Here is a 21,276-nt window from a genome sequence, read left to right as displayed (position 1 = left end):
TGCCGTGGTCAACGTGACCAATCGTGCCGATGTTTACGTGCGGCTTATTACGTTCAAACTTTTCCTTAGCCATGATGGCCTCCTTGAATTTAGTGCGACGGGCTGATCCCGCCTGATATGGGGTCGAAGGGCCCGAAGGCCCTTCGGTTTATGCGAATTTTGCCTGAATCTCTTCGGAGATGTTGCTTGGCACCGGATCGTAGTGGTCGAACTGCATGGTGAAGTTCGCACGGCCCGATGACATGGAGCGCAGGTTGTTGATGTAGCCGAACATGTTGGCCAGTGGCACGAAGGCGTCGATCGCGATGGCGTTGCCGCGCGTATCCTGACCCTGCACCTGACCGCGACGGGACGTAAGGTCGCCGATGATACCACCGGTATATTCCTCAGGTGTCACGACTTCGACCTTCATGATGGGTTCCAACAGCTTGGCGCCCGCTTTCTTCATGCCTTCGCGCATGCACATACGTGCTGCGATTTCGAAGGCCAGAACCGAGGAGTCAACGTCGTGGAACTTACCATCGAGCAGTTCAACCTTGAAGTCGATGACGGGGAAGCCCGCCAACGGACCGGAGTCCATGACCGAGTTGATGCCTTTTTCGACGCCAGGAATGTATTCCTTCGGCACCGCACCACCAACGATCTTGGAATCGAAGGAGTAACCTTCGCCCGGCTCTGTCGGCATGATGGCAAGCTTGACCTCACCGAACTGACCAGAACCACCGGACTGCTTCTTGTGGGTATACGTGTGTTCAACGGCGTGGCCGATGGTTTCACGATAGGCCACCTGAGGCGCACCAATGTTGGCTTCGACTTTGAATTCCCGCTTGAGGCGGTCAATCAGGATGTCGAGGTGAAGTTCGCCCATGCCCTTCATGATGGTCTGACCGGATTCGAGGTCAGTTTCCACGCGGAAGGACGGGTCTTCGGCGGCGAGACGCTGCAGACCTGTGGACATCTTCTCTTGGTCGGCCTTCGTTTTAGGCTCAACCGCGATCTCGATCACTGGATCGGGGAAGGTCATCGTTTCCAGAACCACCTGATCCTTTTCGTCGGACAGGGTGTCACCGGTTGTAGTGTCCTTCAGACCGGCCAGCGCGATGATGTCACCTGCGAATGCTTCGGTGATTTCATCCTGCTTGTTGGAGTGCATCATGACCATACGGCCGATGCGTTCCTTGCGGCCCTTCGTGGTGTTCATCAGCGTGTCACCCTTGGACAACGTGCCGGAGTAGATACGTGTGAACGTCAGGGTGCCCATGTAGGGGTCGTTCATGATTTTGAACGCCAGGCCGGAGAACGCCATGCTGTCGTCTGCACGACGTGGGATGTTGCGGACTTCTTCTTCGTCGCCCGGTGCAAAACCCATGTAGTCCACGACGTCCAGTGGGGACGGCAGGTAATCTACAACAGCGTTGAGAAGCGGCTGAACACCTTTGTTTTTGAACGCGGAACCGCCCAGCACAGGAACGAAGTCCATAGCCAGCGTACCCTTGCGCAGCAATTTGCGCAGTGTTGGGACGTCGGGCTCATTGCCTTCGAGGTATTCCATCATGGCATCGTCGTCCTGCTCAACAGCAGCTTCGACCATTTTGCCACGCCATTCGTTTGCCATGTCCTGCAACTCGGCACGGATCGGACGCAGTTCCCAAGTCGCACCGAGGTCTTCCCCGATGTAAACCCATTCCTGCATCGTCACGAGGTCAACAAGACCTTCGAGTTCCGTTTCCGCACCAATTGGCACGCCCACTGGAACCGCGCGTGCGCCGGTCCGCTCTTCGATCTGTGCAACACAGTTGAAGAAGTCCGCGCCGATTTTGTCCATCTTGTTGACGAAAACCATACGTGGAACTTTGTAGCGGTCAGCCTGACGCCAAACAGTTTCTGTCTGGGGTTCAACACCTGCGTTGCCGTCGAGCACGCAGACCGCGCCGTCAAGAACAGCCAAGGAACGTTCAACTTCAATCGTGAAGTCAACGTGTCCGGGTGTGTCGATGATGTTCATCCGGTGCTTCGGAGAATCAGGCGTTTTGCCGTCCTCTGTCCGCTCCCAGAATGTGGTTGTCGCAGCGGATGTAATCGTGATCCCGCGTTCCTGCTCCTGCTCCATCCAGTCCATCGTTGCTGCGCCGTCGTGGACTTCGCCGATGTTGTGGGATTTGCCGGTGTAATACAGGATCCGCTCGGAGCAGGTGGTTTTACCTGCGTCGATGTGGGCCATGATGCCAAAGTTGCGGTAGAGTTCGAGAGGGTATTCGCGTGCCATATTGGTTGCTTCCCTTTACCAGCGATAGTGGCTGAATGCTTTGTTCGCATCGGCCATCTTGTGGGTGTCTTCGCGCTTTTTCACAGCTGTGCCGCGGCCGTTGACGGCATCGACAAGCTCACCTGCAAGGCGCTCTTCCATGGTTTTCTCGTTGCGGTTCTTGGCAGCGGCGATAAGCCAGCGGATTGCCAAAGCTTCGCGACGCTCAGGACGGACTTCGACGGGCACCTGATAGGTGGCACCACCGACGCGGCGCGAGCGCACTTCGAGGTTCGGTTTGATGTTGTCCAGAGCTTCGTGGAAAACCTCAACAGGGGCTTTCTTGAGCTTGTCTTCAACGCGGTCAAAGGCGTTGTAGACGATGCGCTCGGCAACGGATTTCTTCCCGTCGATCATGAGGTTGTTCATGAACTTGGACAGGACCATATCACCAAACTTTGCATCGGGCAGAATCTGGCGTTTTTCAGCGGCGTGACGACGTGACATCTGATCTTTTCCTTACTTAGGACGCTTCGCGCCGTACTTCGAACGACGCTGCTTACGGTCTTTGACGCCTTGGGTATCCAAGACACCACGCAGGATGTGGTAGCGCACACCGGGAAGGTCTTTGACACGACCGCCGCGGATCAGAACCACAGAGTGTTCCTGAAGGTTGTGGCTTTCACCTGGGATATAGCTGATGACCTCAAAACCATTTGTCAGGCGCACTTTGGCAACCTTACGCATAGCGGAGTTCGGCTTCTTTGGTGTCGTTGTATAGACACGTGTGCAAACGCCGCGCTTTTGCGGGTTGCCTTCAAGGTGAAGCGATTTGGAGCGTTTTACTTTGGGCTGCCGGGGTTTCCGGATCAGCTGTTGGATCGTTGGCATTGGGTGTTTCCCGTTTCCTACACATGTGTTGCGGATTAGAAGCCGCAGTTTCGAATTTCAGCGTCTTACGCGTCCGTAAAACACAAACAACTTAACCCGCTGTCGTTGCCTTACCGGAGCAAACGGAGCGGTGGGTTTTCAGAGGATCGGCCCAGCAGTAGGACGGATCTTGATTATCCAAATTATGATCCCTGACAGACAAAGGCCATGCCAAGTTGCGCGCTTCATAGGGGGGTTCAGGTTGGGTGTCAACAGCGCCTCACCGCGCGCGCAGGCCTTTGGCGGACAGCCCCGCCGATTGGCGACTGGTGCGTTCGCGGTATAGGGTAAACAGCCCTGTAGCGACGACGATTGCGGCCCCCAACAGGGTCAACATATCGGGCCATTCCCCAAACACGGCAAGGCCGAGAATCAGGGCCACCAGCAGCGACGTATATCGGAATGGGGCCACGAACCCGATATCGCCCGTCCGCATGCCCGATACGGCGGCCACATACCCCGCCATCAGGCACAGGGCCGCCCCCGCAATCAGGGCCATTTCGGTCAGATCAGGCACGACCCAGTGTTCTTGCATCACCCACGATCCGCCCCCCGCCAAAACGGTAACCCCAATCGCCGCCGCCAAAGCGACGCGGCTGGATGGAATTTCAGGCGACAACTTGCGCGCCGCCAGATCGCGCAAGGTGACAGCCGCCACAGCCGCCAACCCATAGAGGGAGTAAACCGTGAAGCCCTCCATCCCCGGCCTGATGATGATCGTCACCCCCACAAATCCCACGATGATCGCAGCCATCCGCCGCCATCCCACCGGTTCGCCCAGAAAAACCGCCGCCGCCAACGTCACCGTCAGTGGCAGTGCCTGAAGAATCGCGGACAGATTGGCCAAGGGCATGGAGTACAGGGCTGTCAGGAAAAAGACGGTCCCCAACGCCTCAGCCGCCGTCCGCAGGGCGGTCAAACGACGGTCTTTGGGCGTTGGCGCATACCCCATATGACCCCAGATCCGCGCGAGGATATAGAGACCTGTCGTGATTAAACAGCCCCGAATGAAAACCTGCTGAAAAAACGGCAAGTCCGGCGAGGCCAGTTTCATCAGCGCATCATTCACCGTAAACGCCGTCATCGACAGCATGATCAAAAGCGCCGCGCGGATGTTATCTGACAGGGACATGGGACCGTGGTATCAGCGGGGCCATGGCTGGGAAAGAGGCGCGGATGACCAAAGCTGTCGAAGAAGACCAAACCAACATCGACACAAGACGGGCGCAGGGCGAATTTGTCCGCGGCCAAAGCGGCTTTCGCCACTGGATCGGGACAGATGCTTTCCCCGCTCAGGCAGGCCGCTATCACCTTTATGTGGCGCTGAATTGTCCGTGGTGCCACCGCGTCACGCTGGCAAGGTCGATCTTGGGTTTGACCCGCGCTGTGACCATGGATGTGGCCTTCCCCAACCGCGAAGATAATCTATGGACGTTCGATCCCACCCTCATCGCCAGCCTAACGGACACATCGCTGCCGGAATGCACACCCGAGACGGCGACAGGACAAGGGCATCGGCACGCGAAAACCCTGTACGAGGCGGAGGGATCAGACGAAAAGTCCCTTCCCATCCTCTATGACAAAACCGCCCAGCGGATCGTCACAAACGAAAGCGCCGAGATCGTCCGGATGTTCGGGGCGCACAGCGCGGAATTGGGCGGCACGGGGATAGATATCTACCCCGAAACTTTGCGTGATGACATCGATGCTTTGAACGACGTCATTTATGTGGCCATCAACAACGGCGCCTACAAAGCGGGCTTTTCCTCGGACCAAACTGTCTACGCCAAGGCCTTTGGTGCCTATTTTGATGCGCTGACCGACCTTGATGCCCGCCTGTCCGATGGCCGCCCCTTCCTGACGGGCGACACCTTCACCGAAGCAGACCTTCGGCTGTTTCCGACCCTCTATCGCCATGATCCGGTCTACTATGTGCGCATGAAATTGAACGGCGCGCGTATGCTTGATTATCCATACCTGTGGCGTTGGTTGTGCCGCGTTTATGCGTTGCCCGGCGTGGCAGATGCTGGATCGCTTCTGCATTGCCGACAAGGATACTTCGGTAATTCTTGGAACAAGACCGTCCCGCTTGGTCCTCGGCTGCCCATGCCCTACCCGCAGGCGTACCGACACCCTGAACTGGCGGATCGCTAGCCGCCCCTTTCTCTGGTTCAAAAATACCTCGGGGGACGCGGCGTAGCCGCGGGGGGCAGCGCCCCCCTGCGCGTGCTTTGCACGCGCGGATCGGATTTGGCGCAGCCAAATTCGAACCTCAGACACCCAAACGAAAAGGGCCGCAGGATATCCCCTGCGGCCCTTCTCATAATTGATATGGTTCGACTTACTCGTCGCGGCTCTCTTCTGTGTCCGCGATGATCGTGTCGAAGGCGTCGCCGCCGATGATGTCATCGGCTGCAGGCTCAGGGGCTGCCAATGCGGCGGCCTGTTCGGCCTCCTCACGGCGGGCCTGAATGACCACGTTGTCACGCTCGGACGCAATACGTGTGACGCGCTGTGTCGCACCACCTGTACCGGCCGGGATCAAACGACCCACGATGACGTTCTCTTTCAGGCCGACCAGTTTGTCCCGCTTGCCCTGAACCGAAGCTTCGGTCAGCACGCGCGTGGTTTCCTGGAAGGACGCGGCAGAGATGAACGACCGTGTCTGCAAGGATGCCTTGGTGATACCCAGCAGGATGGGCTCACCCTGTGCCGGACGACCGCCACGGGCGATGGCCTTTTCGTTGGCCTCATCAAACTCGACCTTGTCGACATTTTCACCCTTCAAGAGCGTCGTGTCACCGCTGTCAGAAATCTCCCATTTCTGGAGCATCTGACGCACGATCACCTCGATGTGCTTGTCGTTGATCTTCACACCCTGCAGGCGATACACGTCCTGCACTTCGTCGATCATGTAGTCCGCAAGTGCTTCGACACCCATAATGGCGAGGATGTCATGGGGGGCTGGGTTGCCATCCATGATGTAGTCGCCCTTTTGCACGAAGTCGCCTTCCTGCACTGGGATGTGCTTGCCCTTGGGCACCATGTATTCGACCTTGGTGTCCGGATCATCAGCCGCCTCAATCGCGATGCGACGCTTGTTCTTGTAGTCCTTGCCAAAGCGCACGTAGCCATCGATTTCAGCGATGATCGCGTGATCCTTTGGACGACGGGCTTCGAACAATTCGGCCACACGTGGCAGACCACCAGTAATGTCCTTGGTCTTGGCGCCTTCACGCGGAATACGCGCAACGACGTCACCAGCGGAGATTTTCTGCCCGTCTTCGATGGACAGAACCGCATCCACAGACATCGGATAGGTTACAGGGTTGCCTGCATCGTTGCGCACAGGTTCGCCATCTTCACCCAAGATCAGAATTTCCGGCTTCAACTCGTTACCCTTGGGCGCAGAGCGCCAATCGGTCACGATCTTCTGGGTCATGCCTGTCGCATCGTCGGTGTCTTCGCGCAGGGCGATACCGTTGATCAGATCGACAAACTTAACCGTACCGGCCTTCTCTGCGATGATCGGCAGGGTATAGGGGTCCCATTCGAACATCTTGTCGCCGCGCTTGATGTCAGCACCGTCTTTGACGAATACTTTGGACCCGTAGCCGACCTTGTGGTTGGCACGTTCTTCACCGTTTTCATCCATGATCGCGAGGACCATGTTCCGGCCCATGACGACCTGCTCACCGGCTTCGTTTTCGAGGATGGTCGCGTTGCGCAGTTCAACCTTACCGTCGGCAGACGCCTCAAGGAAGGATTGCTGGCCACCTTGGGCAACGCCGCCGATGTGGAATGTCCGCATCGTCAGCTGTGTGCCAGGCTCACCGATGGACTGGGCCGCGATGATGCCGACGGCCTCACCGATGTTGACCCGTGTACCGCGTGCAAGGTCACGACCGTAGCACATGGCGCAAACGCCGTCTTCAGACTCACAGGTCAGCGGGCTGCGGATGCGCATTTTCTGCACGCCTGCGGCCTCAATCATGTCGGACATACGTTCGTCCAACAGATCACCGGATTTGACCAGAACCTCATCCGTGCCGGGTTTCAGCACGTCATCAGCCGATACACGACCCAAGATGCGCTCGCCCAAGGACGACACGACCTCACCATCGTTGACAGCCGCTTCGGCAGTGATCGCACGTTCGGTGCCACAATCGACTTCGCGGACAATACAATCCTGTGCGACGTCAACCAGACGACGTGTCAGGTAACCGGAGTTCGCCGTTTTCAACGCCGTATCCGACAGACCCTTACGGGCACCGTGGGTGGAGTTGAAGTATTCGAGAACGGTCAAACCTTCTTTAAAGTTCGAGATAATCGGCGTTTCGATGATCTCACCGTTCGGCTTGGCCATCAGACCGCGCATACCGCCCAGCTGTTTCATCTGTGTCACCGAACCACGCGCACCGGAGTGGGCCATCATGTAGACCGAGTTTGGCTCAGCCTCGGACCCGTCTTCGTTGCGCGCTGTGGTCGAGATGGTCGTCATCATCGCCTCTGTGACCTTGTCGTTCGACTTGGACCAAGCATCGACAACTTTGTTGTACTTTTCACCCTGAGTGATCAGGCCGTCCATGTACTGCTGTTCGAAATCCTTCACCTGTTCACGGGTCTCGTTGACCAGCGTCCATTTGGTGTCGGGGATGACCATGTCGTCCTTGCCGAAGGAAATACCGGCACGGAAGGCTTCGCGGAAACCCATGGTCATGATCTGGTCACAGAAGATGACGGATTCTTTCTGGCCACAGTAACGATAGACCGTGTCGATGACCTGCTGAACTTCCTTCTTACGCAGAAGACGGTTCACCAGTTCAAACGGGGCCTTGTTGTTGAGTGGCAAAAGCGCGCCAAGACGGACACGGCCTGGCGTGGTTTCAAAACGCTGCATGACTTCGTTGCCTTCCTCATCGATCTGAGGAATGCGCGCCTGAATTTTGGCGTGCAGGTGCACTTCGCCAGCGGCCAAAGCATGTTCGACCTCTTCGATGGTGCCGAAGACCATGCCTTCGCCCTTCATGCCTTCGCGTTCGATGGTCGTGTAGTACAGACCAAGGATCATATCCTGCGATGGCACGATGATCGGTGCGCCGTTGGCAGGCGACAACACGTTGTTCGTGGACATCATCAGAACGCGGGCTTCAAGCTGTGCCTCAAGGGACAGCGGCACGTGAACAGCCATCTGGTCACCGTCGAAGTCAGCGTTGAACGCAGAACAGACGAGCGGGTGCAGCTGAATGGCTTTGCCTTCGATCAAAACAGGTTCGAACGCCTGAATGCCAAGACGGTGCAGCGTTGGCGCACGGTTCAGCATGACAGGGTGTTCGCGGATGACCTCATCCAGAATATCCCAAACTTCGGGACGTTCTTTTTCGACCAGCTTCTTGGCCTGCTTCACCGTCGAGCTGAGGCCCTTGGCCTCAAGCCGCGAATAGATGAACGGCTTGAACAGCTCCAACGCCATCTTCTTCGGCAAACCACACTGGTGCAGTTTGAGTTCCGGACCGGTCACGATGACCGAACGACCGGAAAAGTCGACGCGCTTACCCAAAAGGTTTTGACGGAAACGACCCTGCTTGCCTTTCAGCATGTCGGACAGCGATTTCAGCGGACGCTTGTTGGCACCGGTGATAACACGGCCACGACGGCCGTTGTCGAACAAGGCGTCGACAGATTCCTGCAACATCCGCTTTTCGTTGCGGACGATGATGTCAGGTGCGCGCAGTTCGATCAGACGCTTGAGACGGTTGTTCCGGTTGATCACACGACGATAGAGGTCGTTGAGGTCGGACGTCGCGAAACGGCCACCATCCAGTGGCACCAGCGGGCGCAGTTCTGGTGGGATCACGGGCACGACGGTCAGGATCATCCACTCCGGACGGTTGCCGGATTCAAGGAAGGATTCCACGATCTTCAGACGCTTGATGATCTTCTTGGGCTTCAGTTCACCGGTCGCAACTTTGAGTTCTTCGCGCAGGTGTTCTGCCTCGGCCTCAAGGTCGATCTGGGCGAGCATTTCGCGGATCGCTTCGGCGCCGATGTTGGCAGTGAAAGCATCCATGCCATAGGCGTCTTGTGCGTCGAGGTATTCTTCCTCGGTCATCAGGGCACCATAGGTCAGGTCCGTCAGGCCGGGTTCGATCACCACGTAGTTTTCGAAATACAGGATGCGTTCCAGATCGCGCAGCGTCATGTCCAGCATCAGACCGATGCGGGACGGCAGGGATTTCAGGAACCAGATGTGCGCGACGGGGGCCGCCAGTTCAATGTGACCCATTCGTTCGCGGCGGACTTTTTGCAGGGTCACTTCCACGCCGCATTTCTCGCAGACAACGCCGCGATACTTCATACGCTTATACTTGCCGCACAGACATTCGTAATCCTTGATCGGCCCGAAGATGCGGGCACAGAACAGGCCGTCACGTTCCGGCTTGAACGTGCGGTAGTTGATGGTTTCGGGCTTCTTGATCTCACCAAACGACCAGCTGAGGATTCGTTCAGGGGAGGCCAGAGAGACCTTGATTTCGTCGAACGTTTTCGCCGGTGTGAGCGGGTTAAACGGGTTGTTTGTCAGTTCCTGGTTCATATCGATACCTTTTCAGTATGGCGGGAAGGGAGGGCGGGCCGAGGCGTTCCTCGGCCCAGAATGAAGGCTGCGGGCCTTATTCGTCCTCCACCTCCGCATCCAGGAGTTCCATGTTGAGGCCGAGGCCCCGGACTTCTTTCACGAGAACGTTGAACGATTCTGGCACGCCAGCCTCGAAGTTGTCCTCGCCTTTGACGATGCTTTCGTAGACCTTCGTCCGGCCTGCCACGTCGTCCGATTTCACCGTCAGCATTTCCTGCAAGGTGTAGGCGGCGCCGTAGGCTTCGAGGGCCCAGACTTCCATCTCACCGAAGCGCTGACCACCGAACTGTGCCTTACCACCCAGCGGCTGCTGCGTGACGAGGGAGTACGGCCCCGTGGAACGGGCGTGGATCTTGTCGTCCACAAGGTGGTGCAGTTTGAGCAGGTACTTGATGCCCACGGTCACAGGACGTGAGAACTGCTCACCGGTGCGGCCATCAAAGAGCACCGACTGACCGGATTCAGAGAACCCTGCCCGCTTGAGTGCATCGTTGACGTCGGCCTCAACCGCGCCGTCAAAGACGGGCGTGGCGATTGGCACACCGCGTGTGACGTTGCCTGCGGCCTCGACCAGTTCACCTTCGTCCATGTCTTCGATGCCTTCGGCATAGACATTGTCCCCATAGGCGATCTTCATCGCGTCGCGGATTGGCGTCAGGTCACCGCTGCGGCGGAATTCGCCCAGGGCTTCGTCGATGTGCAGGCCCAGACCGCGTGCGGCCCAACCCATGTGCGTCTCAAGGATCTGACCGACGTTCATGCGCGATGGCACGCCCAGCGGGTTCAGAACGAAATCGACCGGTGTGCCGTCTGCGAGGAACGGCATGTCCTCCATCGGGACCACCTTGGAAATCACACCCTTGTTGCCGTGACGACCGGCCATTTTGTCACCGGGCTGCAGCTTACGCTTCACAGCCACGAAGACTTTGACCATCTTCATCACGCCCGGGGGCAGATCATCGCCGCGGCGCACTTTCTCAACCTTGTCTTCGAACCGTGCGTCGAGCAGTTTTTTCTGCGCTTCGTACTGTTCATTCAGGGCTTCGACGATTTGTGCGTCGTTTTCTTCCTTCAGTGCCAACTGCCACCAGTGGCTGCGGGGCATGTCTTCAAGCAAGGCCGCGTCGATGGTCGTGCCGGACTTGATGCCCTTTGGACCTTTGGCGACTGTCTTGCCTTCGATCATGGAGCGCAAACGGGCGTAGATGTTTCGATCAAGGATCGTCATCTCATCGTCGCGGTCACGGGCGAGGCGTTCAACTTCCTCACGTTCGATCTGCAGCGCACGTTCGTCTTTTTCGACGCCGTGACGGTTGAAGACGCGGACCTCAACAACCGTACCAAAGTCGCCGGGTGGCAGACGCAGGGACGTGTCGCGGACGTCGGAGGCTTTCTCACCGAAGATGGCACGCAGAAGCTTTTCTTCCGGTGTCATCGGGCTTTCGCCTTTTGGCGTGATCTTACCGACAAGGATGTCAGCAGGGCCAACTTCCGCCCCGATGTAGACGATGCCCGCCTCGTCGAGGTTGCGCAGGGCTTCCTCACCGACGTTGGGGATGTCGCGGGTGATTTCCTCTGGCCCAAGCTTGGTGTCACGGGCGGCGACTTCGAATTCCTCAATGTGGATCGAGGTGAAGACGTCGTCGCGCACGATACGCTCGGAGATCAGGATGGAGTCTTCGTAGTTGTAGCCATTCCACGGCATGAAGGCGACGACGACGTTCTTGCCGAGCGCCAGTTCACCGATATCCGTGGACGGACCGTCTGCGATGACTTCGCCCTTCGTCACCTTGTCACCCACTTTCACCAGAGGACGCTGGTTGATGCAGGTGTTCTGGTTGGACCGCTGGAATTTGCGCATGCGGTAGATGTCAACGCCGGGATCGCCAACCGTCAGGTCGGACGTGGCGCGCACAACGATACGGGTCGCATCGACCTGGTCGATGACACCTGCGCGTTTTGCCATGATCGCAGCACCGGAATCGCGGGCCACAACCTCTTCGATGCCTGTACCGACCAAAGGTGCCTCAGCTTGCAACAAAGGCACGGCCTGACGTTGCATGTTGGACCCCATCAGTGCGCGGTTCGCGTCGTCGTTCTCAAGGAACGGGATCAGCGAGGCGGCGACAGATACCAACTGCTTTGGCGACACGTCGATCAGGTCCACGTTGCCCGTGGGGGCCAGCGTGTATTCACCGTTTTGACGGGTGTTGACCATTTCGTTGGTGAAGGCGTTGTTTTCATCCAAGGACGCGTTCGCCTGCGCCACAGTGTGACGCATTTCTTCGGTCGCGGACATGTAGGACACTTCGTCTGTGACCTTGCCTTCGACGACCTTGCGGTATGGCGTTTCGATGAAGCCGTATTTGTTCACGCGGGCAAATGTCGCCAGCGAGTTGATCAGACCAATGTTCGGCCCTTCCGGCGTTTCAATCGGACACATGCGGCCGTAGTGGGTTGGGTGCACGTCGCGCACCTCAAAACCGGCACGTTCGCGGGTCAAACCGCCTGGCCCCAGTGCGGACAGACGACGCTTGTGCGTGACTTCCGACAGCGGGTTGGTTTGGTCCATGAACTGCGACAACTGGCTGGAGCCGAAGAATTCGCGCACCGCAGCGGCAGCAGGTTTCGCGTTGATCAGATCCTGCGGCATGACCGTGTCGATTTCGACAGACGACATACGCTCTTTGATCGCGCGTTCCATCCGCAGAAGGCCGACGCGGTACTGGTTCTCCATCAGCTCACCAACGGAACGGACACGACGGTTGCCGAGGTGGTCGATGTCGTCCACGTCGCCTTTACCATCGCGCAATTCAACCAGCGCCTTGATGCAGGCCACGATGTCTTCGCGGCGCAGTGTGCGCAGGGTGTCTTCGGCCTCAAGCGCCAGACGCATGTTCATTTTCACGCGGCCCACAGCGGACAGATCATAGCGTTCGCTGTCAAAGAACAGGCTGTCGAACAGGGTCTGAGCGGCGTCAACGGTGGGTGGTTCACCCGGACGCATCACACGGTAGATGTCCATGAGCGCGGTTTCACGACCCATGTTCTTATCTGCCGCCATGGTGTTGCGCATGTAGGGGCCGACATTGATGTTATCGATGTCGAGGACGGGGATGGTTTCCACGCCTGCGTCGACCAGTTCTTTCAATGTGCCGCCGATGACGTCGCCATCTTTGTCCATTTCAAGGGTCAGCTCATCACCGGCTTCGACGTAGATCGCACCGGTTTCTTCGTTGATGATGTCGAGGGCCGCAAACTTACCGACGATCTGTTCGAACGGCACCAATAGGTCGGTGACGTCGCCTTCGTCGATCAGTTTCTTGACCGCACGTGGAGTCATTTTCTTACCGGCTTCACCGATCACTTCGCCGGATTTGGCGTCAACCAGATCGAAGGTCGGACGGGTGCCGCGCACGCGCTCTGGGAAGAACTTGGTTTTCCAAGCCTTCGCCTTCTTGTCATAGACGTAATCGACGGTGTCGTAATACGCGTTCATGATCGCTTCTTGATCAAGGCCCAGCGCATAAAGAAGGGATGTCACCGGCAGTTTGCGGCGACGGTCGATGCGGCAGAACACGAGGTCCTTGGCATCGAATTCGAAGTCCAGCCAAGACCCGCGGTAAGGAATGATGCGGCATGCGAACAGCAGCTTGCCCGAGCTGTGCGTTTTGCCTTTATCGTGGTCAAAGAACACACCGGGGGACCGGTGCATCTGGGATACAATCACGCGTTCCGTGCCGTTCACGACAAATGTGCCGTTTGGCGTCATCAAGGGCATATCGCCCATGAACACGTCTTGTTCCTTGATGTCTTTCACAGACTTCGCGCCTGTGTCTTCGTCCACATCAAACACGATCAGACGGAGCGTCACCTTAAGCGGCGCGGAATAGGTCATGTCGCGCTGCTGGCATTCCTCAACGTCGTACTTGGGCTTCTCAAGCTCATACTTGACGAATTCCAGAACGGAGGTTTCGTTGAAATCCTTGATCGGGAAAACCGACTGGAAGACACCCTTGATGCCTTCACCGTCCAGGGGTTCATCACTGTCGCCGGAGCGCAGGAAAAGATCATAGGATGATTTCTGAACCTCAATAAGGTTCGGCATATCAAGAACTTCACGGATTTTACCGTAGTATTTACGAAGACGTTTCTGACCGAGGAACGTTTGCGCCATGTGCTGGACACCTTTCAAATTCTCACCGGCGCAGGGACAGTTGGGCGACTGACCTGCGGCCATACGAGACAGCAATGAGCGGGGTCCATTCTCGCCGCGCGACCCAAAGCGCGGCCCTCGACCCCTCTCCTGCCTTGGGAAATACCCCGTGGGGTACTTGCCAAGACAGGTCCACAACACTTTGCCACCCTTCGGAAAACTAACGGTTTTTCGAAGGTTTGGTCGGCTCCATGCTGCAAGACAGAAATAGCGGCCTCGAATCAATCGAAGCCGCGTAGACCCGCTGTTTAGGATGTGAACAGGCGATTGACAAGGGGGCAGTGACGCACCCTTGGGATTGCATGTTTGAAACCCTAACCTCGGCGAAAAGTTCCCTGTGGTCAAGGGCGGCGAGGCCGGTGTGGTAAACACCTAAAAGAAGATGGACAGTCCCGTCAGCGAAACGACCAAAAACAGAACCGTCATGATCCCGCCAGAGCGGACGAAATCCACCACGCGGTAGCCCGCAGGGCCCATGATCAACGCATTGACCTGATGGGTCGGGATCAGGAACGAATTGGAGGTTGAGATCGCCACCGTCAGCGCAAAAATCGCCGGATCGCCCCCTGCCGAAATCGCAATCGACACGGCCAGCGGCACGAGCAACACAGTCGCCCCCACATTGGACATCACCAACGTGAAGACCGTCGCCAAAATCGCGAGTCCCGCCTGCAACGACCACAGCGGCCAGCCATCCAGCAGCGTCAGAATTTGTTCAGCAATCCAAGCAGCGGTGCCGGTATTCTGAACCGCCTGACCCAACGGGATCAGGGATGCCAGCAGGAAAACAGTAGACCAGCTGACGGCGTCATAGGCCTCATCCACGGACAGCACGCGCGACAGGATCATGCCAATGGCACCCGCCAGCAGGCACAACGACAACAAAAGGTCTGTGAACAGGATCAGGATAAGGGTCATCAAGAAAAAGCCAAGCGCCCAGTTGACCTTGTTGGGCCGCAGTTCCTCTTGCGGAAAATCGGAGGTGACGATGACAAAATCGCGGTCGGATTTCAGACGGGTCAACTGTTCCCACCGCACATGCACCACCAAGGTATCGCCTGCCTGCAAAGGCACCGCACCGATGTGGGTGGCCACGTGATCTTCGGTTTCAACATGGCTCATGGTGTCTTCGCCGCGATGGATCGCCAGCACGGACAAGCCATGGGTCTGGCGCAGCCGCAAATCAATCGGGCATTGGCCGATCACGCCCGAACCGGGCGGGATCACGACCTCGGCCACTCCGGATTCGGTGGCGGCAAAGTCATCCGCAAAAACGTCCAAAGCAGGCAGGATCGTTGCGCCGTAAGGTTCGCAAAATTCATCCTGCAAGGCGCGGCGCAGACCCAGAACGGCCAGACGGCAAGGTGCCTCAATCACGGTATCGGCCATGGGGGCGATGATTTTGCGGCCTTTATAGTGGGTACCAAGAATGTAAAGGTGGTGCGCCACCATGACATCGGCCAGCTTTTGACCAATCAGGATCGACCCCTCGGGCACCTGAACCTCAAACAGGTCAGCGCGCAGCCCGTAGGTGTTTTCCACATAGGTCTGCATGGACCGCGCCGCACCAGCATCTTCGCCCCTGCCCCGCTGTCCAGGCAATATCCAGCGGCCCAACAGCACGAAATAAAGGACCCCCGTCAGCACCAGCATGATCCCGATCGGGGTGACCGAAAACAGCCCGAAGGGGTCCATCTTTTGGCCGTCAGGCAACGTTTCGTTGGCGGAGACCAGCAAATCGTTCAACAGGATCAACGGGGACGACCCGACCATGGTGATCGTGCCACCCAGAATGGCACAAAATCCCATCGGCATGGCCAGACGGCTCATCGGGATTTCGGTACGGGCTGAAATGCGGCTGATGACAGGCAGGAACAGCGCTGCGGCCCCGACGTTCTGCATGAACGAACTGATGATGCCGACAGTGCCAGACACGATAGGGATAATGCGCCCTTCGGTGGTGCCCCCACGTTTAAGGATCAGGGCCGCGACTTTGGACATCAGCCCAGTCTTGTCCAGCCCCGCACCGATGATCATCACTGCGATAATCGAAATGACGGCATTAGACGAAAACCCCGAGAACAATTCCGCCCCATCGGACAGATTTCCCAGACTCGGTAGGGTCGAAAGCCCACCCAACATGACCATTACCAGCATAGCGGCCAGATCGATGCGGATGATTTCAGACACAAACAAAAAGACAGTGAACGCCAGCAGCCCAAGCACCACCATCATCTCAAACGTGAGAACCGTCGCTTCCATCGTGCCTCCCTCGGCTGGACTTATAGCGGGGGTAGGGTTGGCCGTATAGGTCCAGTTGGGCGGCAGGCACTGTGCCAAAAAGAAACGGCGGCCCCGCAGGACCGCCGCTTCCGTAACCAAAAGGTTGAGGTGGCTTAGGCCAGCTCGACCTCGGCGCCAGCTGCTTCCAGCTTGCCTTTGATGTCTTCGGCTTCTGCTTTGTCGACACCTTCTTTGATTTTGCCGCCAGCTTCGACCAGGTCTTTGGCTTCTTTCAGGCCGAGACCTGTGATGCCACGGACTTCCTTGATCACATTGATCTTGGATGCGCCAGCGTTCTTGAGAACGACGTCAAATTCGGTCTTCTCTTCTGCTGCTGCACCTGCGTCACCAGCAGGGCCAGCCATCATGACTGCGCCGCCAGCTGCGGGCTCGATGCCATACTCGTCCTTGAGGATGGTTTTCAGTTCTTGTGCTTCGAGAAGGGTCAGACCAACGATCTCTTCAGCAAGTTTCTTCAGATCAGCCATTTTGCTTTTCCATTTCTAAATTTGTGTTCCAACGCGTGAGGTTCACGACGAAGGCGATCAGGTTGCTTAAGCAGCCTTTTCCTCGATGGTGGAAAGGATGCTTGCGATGTTCGAAGCAGGCGCGCCAACGGCACCGGCGATGTTGGAAGCAGGTGCACCGATTGCGCCAACGATGGAGGCAATAAGCTCCTCGCGGGACGGCATTTCGGACACAGCTTTAACACCAGCGACGTCAAGAGCGTTCTCACCCATTGCACCGCCGAGGATCACGAGCTTGTCGTTGTCCTTGGCGTAGTTCTGAACAACCTTGGCCGCAGCCACTGGATCTTCAGAATAAGAGAGAACGGTCATACCCGTGAGAAAGTCCGCGATGCTTTCGCATGGCTTACCCTCAAGGGCGATCTTGGCGAGCTTGTTCTTGGCAACGCGTACGGAACCCCCGGCTTCGCGCATACGCGCCCGCAGGTCCTGCATTTCAGCAACTGTCATGCCTTCGTAGTGGGCAACCACTACGACGCCAGAGCTTTCGAAGATTTGGCCGAGCTCGTCGACCAATTTTTCTTTCTGGGCTCTATCCACAGTTTCACTCCAAGTTTGGGGCTTGGGAGTATCCCGCGCCCCGGCTCAAGTTTGCCCGGACCAGATGGCCCGAACGTCTTTGTCCATTTTAAACGGGGGTTGAGCCAAACAAGGGTGCCGCCCACGGAGAGCGCCAGTCGATCTTTGGTCTTTCCCGCCTCGGGCAAGAATTATGTGGCGGATGCCACACTCACCGTCTCGGACGAATGTCACTTGGCAACGACGAATCGCAGGCCAAGCCACAGCGGTCAGATACACAGGTTGCCGCCCTGTGCCAAGAGGGCGAGGATCAATTTCAAACCGTCACCGCACGAAACGAAAAAGACCGATCAGGCTTTAACGAATTCTGAACACTCCACGTATAGCGATTTTGCCATGTCTATCGAAGATCGTTCCACCTTTCGAAATCTTGAGGATTTCGCGGGCATTGCCTCTGATTGGTTCTGGGAAACTGATGCGGAACATCGGTTCACCTACTTTTCTGCACGTATGGTCGAAGTGACCCATATCCCTCCCGAGGAGGTTTTAGGCCACAAGCGCGGGCGGCATCCGGTGCTTCAAGATGACGAGGCCGCCTTTGATGATCATTGGGACGATCTGGAAAACCATCGTCCCTTCCGCAATTTCGAATACCGGACCAAACGCCATACGAGTGATGGGTACTTATGGCTTCGTGTGTCCGGTGATCCCGTCTTTGACGACAACGGGGTTTTTCAAGGATACCGAGGCACCGGACATGATGTCACAAAAGAAAAAGAGGCCTTGGCGCGGCTGGAGGCTTTGAACACCGCGCTGACCATCCACAATCAAGAGCTGGACAGCCTCCGCCGAGAGTTGGAACTCGCCGCGTTTGAGGACCCGCTGACAGGGCTTAAAAACAGACGCGCATTCGACGTGGACATCGCGCGAAGCTTGGAAACAACCCGTCCACATACCGCGTTGATGTTGATTGATCTTGATCGGTTCAAGGCGATCAATGACACCTTCGGTCACCCCGCAGGTGACATGGTTCTGATCACGGTGGCCGCACGCATCACTGAGACCTGCTGCATCGAAGGGGATATCTATAGAATGGGCGGGGATGAATTTGCCGTCATCTTTCCGACCTGCGCGGCCATCGCGATCGCCCGCCGTTACGCCGAAGACATCATAGCCGCACTGCAAGCCCCGATCGCATTTGAAGGGTCGATGCTGTCGATTGGTGCAAGTGTGGGCCTTGCCTCGGCAAAGAACGTGCCAACCAGCCCGCACCATTTGATCGCCGAGGCAGACAAGATGCTTTACCAAGCGAAATCTGCGGGGCGGAACTGTGTCCGCCACCACGAAAACGAGCGTCGCGCCGGCACTTAACTTTTGGCGCTATCCTTAACGCGCGCGTAGGTCCGTGGTCGAAATGTTCTCGGTCCGCGGCAGATAGGTGACATCGCACAGGTCTTTGAGATCGTCGAACTTACCCACCCAATCATCGCCCATCGCAAAAAGATCGGCCTTGTGGGTTTTGATATCACCGCGCTTTTGGTCCCACGTTTCTTCGGGGATCACCAGATCGACAAAGGAACACGCTTCGAGCACCTGTTTGCGATCCTCGTAGGAACACACCGCTTTCTTACCTTTGCCCGCATTGAATTCATCCGTGGACAGACCAACGATCAGCCTTTCACCCAGTTTGGCAAGCCGTTCCAAACGGCGCACGTGCCCTGCATGAAACAGGTCAAACGTGCCGTATGTGATGATGGTGCGCGGGCCGGGATGGTCTTCCTTGCATGTGCGCAGGTAGTCTTCGAACATCACGTCCTGCTTGCCCATCTGAAAGGTATAATAGGGGTCGGGCACCCGCCAACCGGGCCCATAGTTCACGGCCAGAACGTTGTCGGGGTTGGCCGGGCCCGGCAGTTCAAAAGGACCCGTCGGCTGCAAGGGCAGCAGAACGGATCGATCGAACCCAGCAGCGCTGTAGGGGTAGACAGAAACCTTGTCGTCATCGTCGATCCAAGCCGCGAACAGGTCGAAATCAATCTTCTCGCTGGCTTTCAGCTTCAGGATGCCACGATCAAGGTTGGTCTTGTCGCTCAACAAGCCACGCGCAATCAGATCCCGCGTCAGATATTTCCATTCTCGCGCTGCGCGGACCTGACTGTTGGCTTTGATCAAGACACCCAGATCAACATCATCATCGTGAGGCAGGAAGGTGCCATCACGCACCATGCCAAGAAGGGTGCCGGAATAGATGAAGCATTCGTACCCATAGGCGGTGACAATATCGATTGCGGCTTCGACCTCTTTGGCGATGGTCGCAGCGTCCAAGTTCGCAAAGGTGTTCTCATGATAGCCGTGTGGCCTCAGTGCAATCGGGTGAAGATAGGCTTTGAAGGTTTTGATGAATGCATCAAATTCTGCTTGCCGGTTCTGCCGTTGGCAGACATTGGGATAGCGCGACACAGTGCCCATCGCCCGTCCCGGCCGCAGACGACCGATGGCGCAAAGGCCAAGGTAGGTCTGGAAGTATTTTTTTTGTCTTCTGATCAGTATCAAACGCCATCAACCACTGCATTTTGCGCCGTGGATTGACGGACTTTTCGTCGCCTTCAAGGATACCCATAACCTGCGTCTAAGGGGCGTTCAGGTCATCTTCGGTGGTGTATTGTTCACTGCTCATATCGCGATACGTCTAGCGGATGAACCATCTGCCAAAAGACCTTTGATGCGAATTTGGAAACAATCGATGTAGGCAGGCCTTTTGCGCCACACGATAGGCTCATACTACCGTCAGACCGACGCAGCTGTTGGATCAACGTTGTGACGAACGGATGCCTTCCACGTTTACAGATTGACGACATCGCTTTCTTTCGGGTCGTAGATGCGGGCCGTGCCTCGACCTTCGCGTTTGGCGTTATAAAGGGCCTCATCCGCGAGAGCGAGAAGGGCATCACTGCTGTCGATGTCCGACGTCGCAAAGGCGATCCCGATGGAGGCACCCACATGGAGAGTTTTGTCCTCAAACCGGATCGGGGCCTCGATCGCGTCGATGATCTGATTGGCACACATCAGCGCCGATTGCGGCGCGTCAGCAATCCGCGACCGGCATACGATCACAAGTTCGTCCCCCCCAATGCGTGAGATCAAAAGCGCATCTTTTGCGGTGTCGACCATCCGGTGCGCCACGGTCTGCAACACAGCATCGCCTGCGGGATGTCCGTGGATGTCCGTGGATCTGTTTGAAATGATCAAGGTCAACCTGCATCGCCGTCAAAACACCCGCAGCCGACAGGCGGGTGTCCAACCCCTTGTCCAACACATCAAACAGGAGTTTGCGATTGGCCAGACCGGTCAGCGGATCATGATAGGCTGCAAATTCAAGTTCGCTTGCGGTGCGTTCAAGCGCCTGTTTTTGATCCGCGATCTGATCATTGCGCACTTGAAGGGCGTCCAGGGTTGCGGTGACGCTCAACTGGGCGGGCACAAAGATCAAAATCGCCTCAAGCACAATGACAAAGACGGCGATTAACAAAATCTGCTGCGCGATAGATAGAGTGCTTTCCACGCGCGAAACCGCCGCCTGTTCCAACAGCCCAACGGCCCGGTCAAGGTCCGTCAGAAGTGGCCCCTGCCCTTCTTCAATCAGACCGGCCAAAGCCGCTTCCGTCGGAAGGTCATTGGCGCGGGACGCCAACATCATTTGAGCGCGGCTGATGTAATCGCGCATCCGGCCGTCCAGATCAGCGTCACCAAAATAGAGCTCACGCAGTGCGGCATCTGTGGACGACAGACTGATGAGTTGTTGATGTGACTGGGCAAAAAGCTGGATCGCATCGGTCATGTTTTCAACCACAGTCGGGCTGTCGGTTCGATCCATTTCCAAGGCCAGAAAAATGATCCGCTGCGACAACATGCGCTGACG

At 57.0% G+C, this 21,276-nt stretch carries 14 protein-coding genes; 2 read left to right on the top strand and 12 right to left on the bottom strand.

Annotated features, from left to right (window positions below):
* Nucleotides 1-148: 148 nt before the first annotated feature.
* The 4 genes from fusA to ACTG36_RS16070 all read right to left on the bottom strand — a co-directional run bounded on the left by fusA (nucleotide 149) and on the right by ACTG36_RS16070 (nucleotide 4,307).
* Nucleotides 149-2,266 (bottom strand): elongation factor G, encoded by a 2,118-nt coding sequence (fusA, locus tag ACTG36_RS16085; RefSeq protein ID WP_375281865.1) that lies wholly within the window; start codon nucleotides 2,264-2,266, stop codon nucleotides 149-151.
* A gap of 15 nt (nucleotides 2,267-2,281) precedes the next feature.
* Nucleotides 2,282-2,752, bottom strand: coding sequence for a 30S ribosomal protein S7 (rpsG, locus tag ACTG36_RS16080; protein ID WP_296421182.1), 471 nt, complete (start codon nucleotides 2,750-2,752; stop codon nucleotides 2,282-2,284).
* Nucleotides 2,753-2,764: 12 nt separating this feature from the next.
* Nucleotides 2,765-3,136 (bottom strand): 30S ribosomal protein S12, encoded by a 372-nt coding sequence (gene rpsL / locus ACTG36_RS16075; protein ID WP_024809820.1) that lies wholly within the window; start codon nucleotides 3,134-3,136, stop codon nucleotides 2,765-2,767.
* Nucleotides 3,137-3,395: 259 nt separating this feature from the next.
* The gene (locus tag ACTG36_RS16070) at nucleotides 3,396-4,307 is read right to left on the bottom strand and encodes a DMT family transporter (protein ID WP_375281866.1); all 912 of its coding nucleotides are present in this window, start codon (nucleotides 4,305-4,307) and stop codon (nucleotides 3,396-3,398) included.
* Between the two features lie 44 nt (nucleotides 4,308-4,351).
* Here ACTG36_RS16070 and ACTG36_RS16065 point away from each other — a divergent pair, with 44 nt between their 5' ends.
* Nucleotides 4,352-5,329, top strand: coding sequence for a glutathione S-transferase C-terminal domain-containing protein (locus ACTG36_RS16065; protein WP_375281867.1), 978 nt, complete (start codon nucleotides 4,352-4,354; stop codon nucleotides 5,327-5,329).
* 187 nt (nucleotides 5,330-5,516) lie between these two features.
* Here ACTG36_RS16065 and rpoC read toward each other — a convergent pair whose 3' ends face one another.
* The 5 genes from rpoC to rplJ all read right to left on the bottom strand — a co-directional run bounded on the left by rpoC (nucleotide 5,517) and on the right by rplJ (nucleotide 17,378).
* A complete protein-coding gene (gene rpoC / locus ACTG36_RS16060) occupies nucleotides 5,517-9,770 on the bottom strand; it encodes a DNA-directed RNA polymerase subunit beta' (protein WP_375281868.1) in 4,254 nt (1,417 codons plus the stop codon).
* Between the two features lie 76 nt (nucleotides 9,771-9,846).
* Nucleotides 9,847-13,989, bottom strand: a complete 4,143-nt coding sequence (gene rpoB / locus ACTG36_RS16055) for a DNA-directed RNA polymerase subunit beta (protein WP_375281869.1) — start codon at nucleotides 13,987-13,989, stop codon at nucleotides 9,847-9,849.
* A 411-nt stretch (nucleotides 13,990-14,400) separates the two neighbouring features.
* Entirely contained in the window at nucleotides 14,401-16,290 is a 1,890-nt protein-coding gene (locus tag ACTG36_RS16050) for an SLC13 family permease (protein ID WP_375281870.1), read from the bottom strand.
* A gap of 134 nt (nucleotides 16,291-16,424) precedes the next feature.
* Nucleotides 16,425-16,799, bottom strand: a complete 375-nt coding sequence (gene rplL / locus ACTG36_RS16045; protein ID WP_375281871.1) for a 50S ribosomal protein L7/L12 — start codon at nucleotides 16,797-16,799, stop codon at nucleotides 16,425-16,427.
* A gap of 66 nt (nucleotides 16,800-16,865) precedes the next feature.
* Nucleotides 16,866-17,378 (bottom strand): 50S ribosomal protein L10, encoded by a 513-nt coding sequence (rplJ, locus tag ACTG36_RS16040; protein WP_375281872.1) that lies wholly within the window; start codon nucleotides 17,376-17,378, stop codon nucleotides 16,866-16,868.
* A gap of 375 nt (nucleotides 17,379-17,753) precedes the next feature.
* On the opposite strand from rplJ, the gene ACTG36_RS16035 reads away from it, so the two are divergent.
* Complete coding sequence (locus ACTG36_RS16035) at nucleotides 17,754-18,728, top strand: sensor domain-containing diguanylate cyclase (RefSeq protein WP_375281873.1); 975 nt, start codon at nucleotides 17,754-17,756, stop codon at nucleotides 18,726-18,728.
* A 15-nt stretch (nucleotides 18,729-18,743) separates the two neighbouring features.
* Here ACTG36_RS16035 and ACTG36_RS16030 read toward each other — a convergent pair whose 3' ends face one another.
* The 3 genes from ACTG36_RS16030 to ACTG36_RS16020 all read right to left on the bottom strand — a co-directional run.
* Nucleotides 18,744-19,826, bottom strand: coding sequence for an adenylyltransferase/cytidyltransferase family protein (locus tag ACTG36_RS16030; RefSeq protein ID WP_375281874.1), 1,083 nt, complete (start codon nucleotides 19,824-19,826; stop codon nucleotides 18,744-18,746).
* A gap of 372 nt (nucleotides 19,827-20,198) precedes the next feature.
* Entirely contained in the window at nucleotides 20,199-20,528 is a 330-nt protein-coding gene (locus ACTG36_RS16025; protein ID WP_439142933.1) for a diguanylate cyclase domain-containing protein, read from the bottom strand.
* Nucleotides 20,443-21,276, bottom strand: an 834-nt coding sequence (locus ACTG36_RS16020) for a diguanylate cyclase domain-containing protein (RefSeq protein ID WP_439142931.1), incomplete at its 5' end; no start/stop codon positions are given. The genes ACTG36_RS16020 and ACTG36_RS16025, both read right to left, overlap by 86 nt.

The organism is Pseudooctadecabacter sp., from assembly GCF_965657175.1.
GTDB lineage: Bacteria > Pseudomonadota > Alphaproteobacteria > Rhodobacterales > Rhodobacteraceae > Octadecabacter.
Note: the sequence above shows the minus strand (reverse complement) of the source record. Positions and strands in the feature narration are given on the sequence as shown.

Coding starts and splice junctions, on each gene's coding strand:
- rpsG (WP_296421182.1), bottom strand. CDS start 2,752: ATGTCACGTCGTCACGCCGCTGAAAAACGCCAGATTCTGCCCGATGCA.
- rpsL (WP_024809820.1), bottom strand. CDS start 3,136: ATGCCAACGATCCAACAGCTGATCCGGAAACCCCGGCAGCCCAAAGTA.
- ACTG36_RS16035 (WP_375281873.1), top strand. CDS start 17,754: ATGTCTATCGAAGATCGTTCCACCTTTCGAAATCTTGAGGATTTCGCG.
- ACTG36_RS16070 (WP_375281866.1), bottom strand. CDS start 4,307: ATGTCCCTGTCAGATAACATCCGCGCGGCGCTTTTGATCATGCTGTCG.
- ACTG36_RS16030 (WP_375281874.1), bottom strand. CDS start 19,826: ATGGGCACTGTGTCGCGCTATCCCAATGTCTGCCAACGGCAGAACCGG.
- ACTG36_RS16065 (WP_375281867.1), top strand. CDS start 4,352: ATGACCAAAGCTGTCGAAGAAGACCAAACCAACATCGACACAAGACGG.
- rpoB (WP_375281869.1), bottom strand. CDS start 13,989: ATGGCGCAAACGTTCCTCGGTCAGAAACGTCTTCGTAAATACTACGGT.
- fusA (WP_375281865.1), bottom strand. CDS start 2,266: ATGGCACGCGAATACCCTCTCGAACTCTACCGCAACTTTGGCATCATG.
- ACTG36_RS16050 (WP_375281870.1), bottom strand. CDS start 16,290: ATGGAAGCGACGGTTCTCACGTTTGAGATGATGGTGGTGCTTGGGCTG.
- rplL (WP_375281871.1), bottom strand. CDS start 16,799: ATGGCTGATCTGAAGAAACTTGCTGAAGAGATCGTTGGTCTGACCCTT.
- ACTG36_RS16025 (WP_439142933.1), bottom strand. CDS start 20,528: ATGGTCGACACCGCAAAAGATGCGCTTTTGATCTCACGCATTGGGGGG.
- rpoC (WP_375281868.1), bottom strand. CDS start 9,770: ATGAACCAGGAACTGACAAACAACCCGTTTAACCCGCTCACACCGGCG.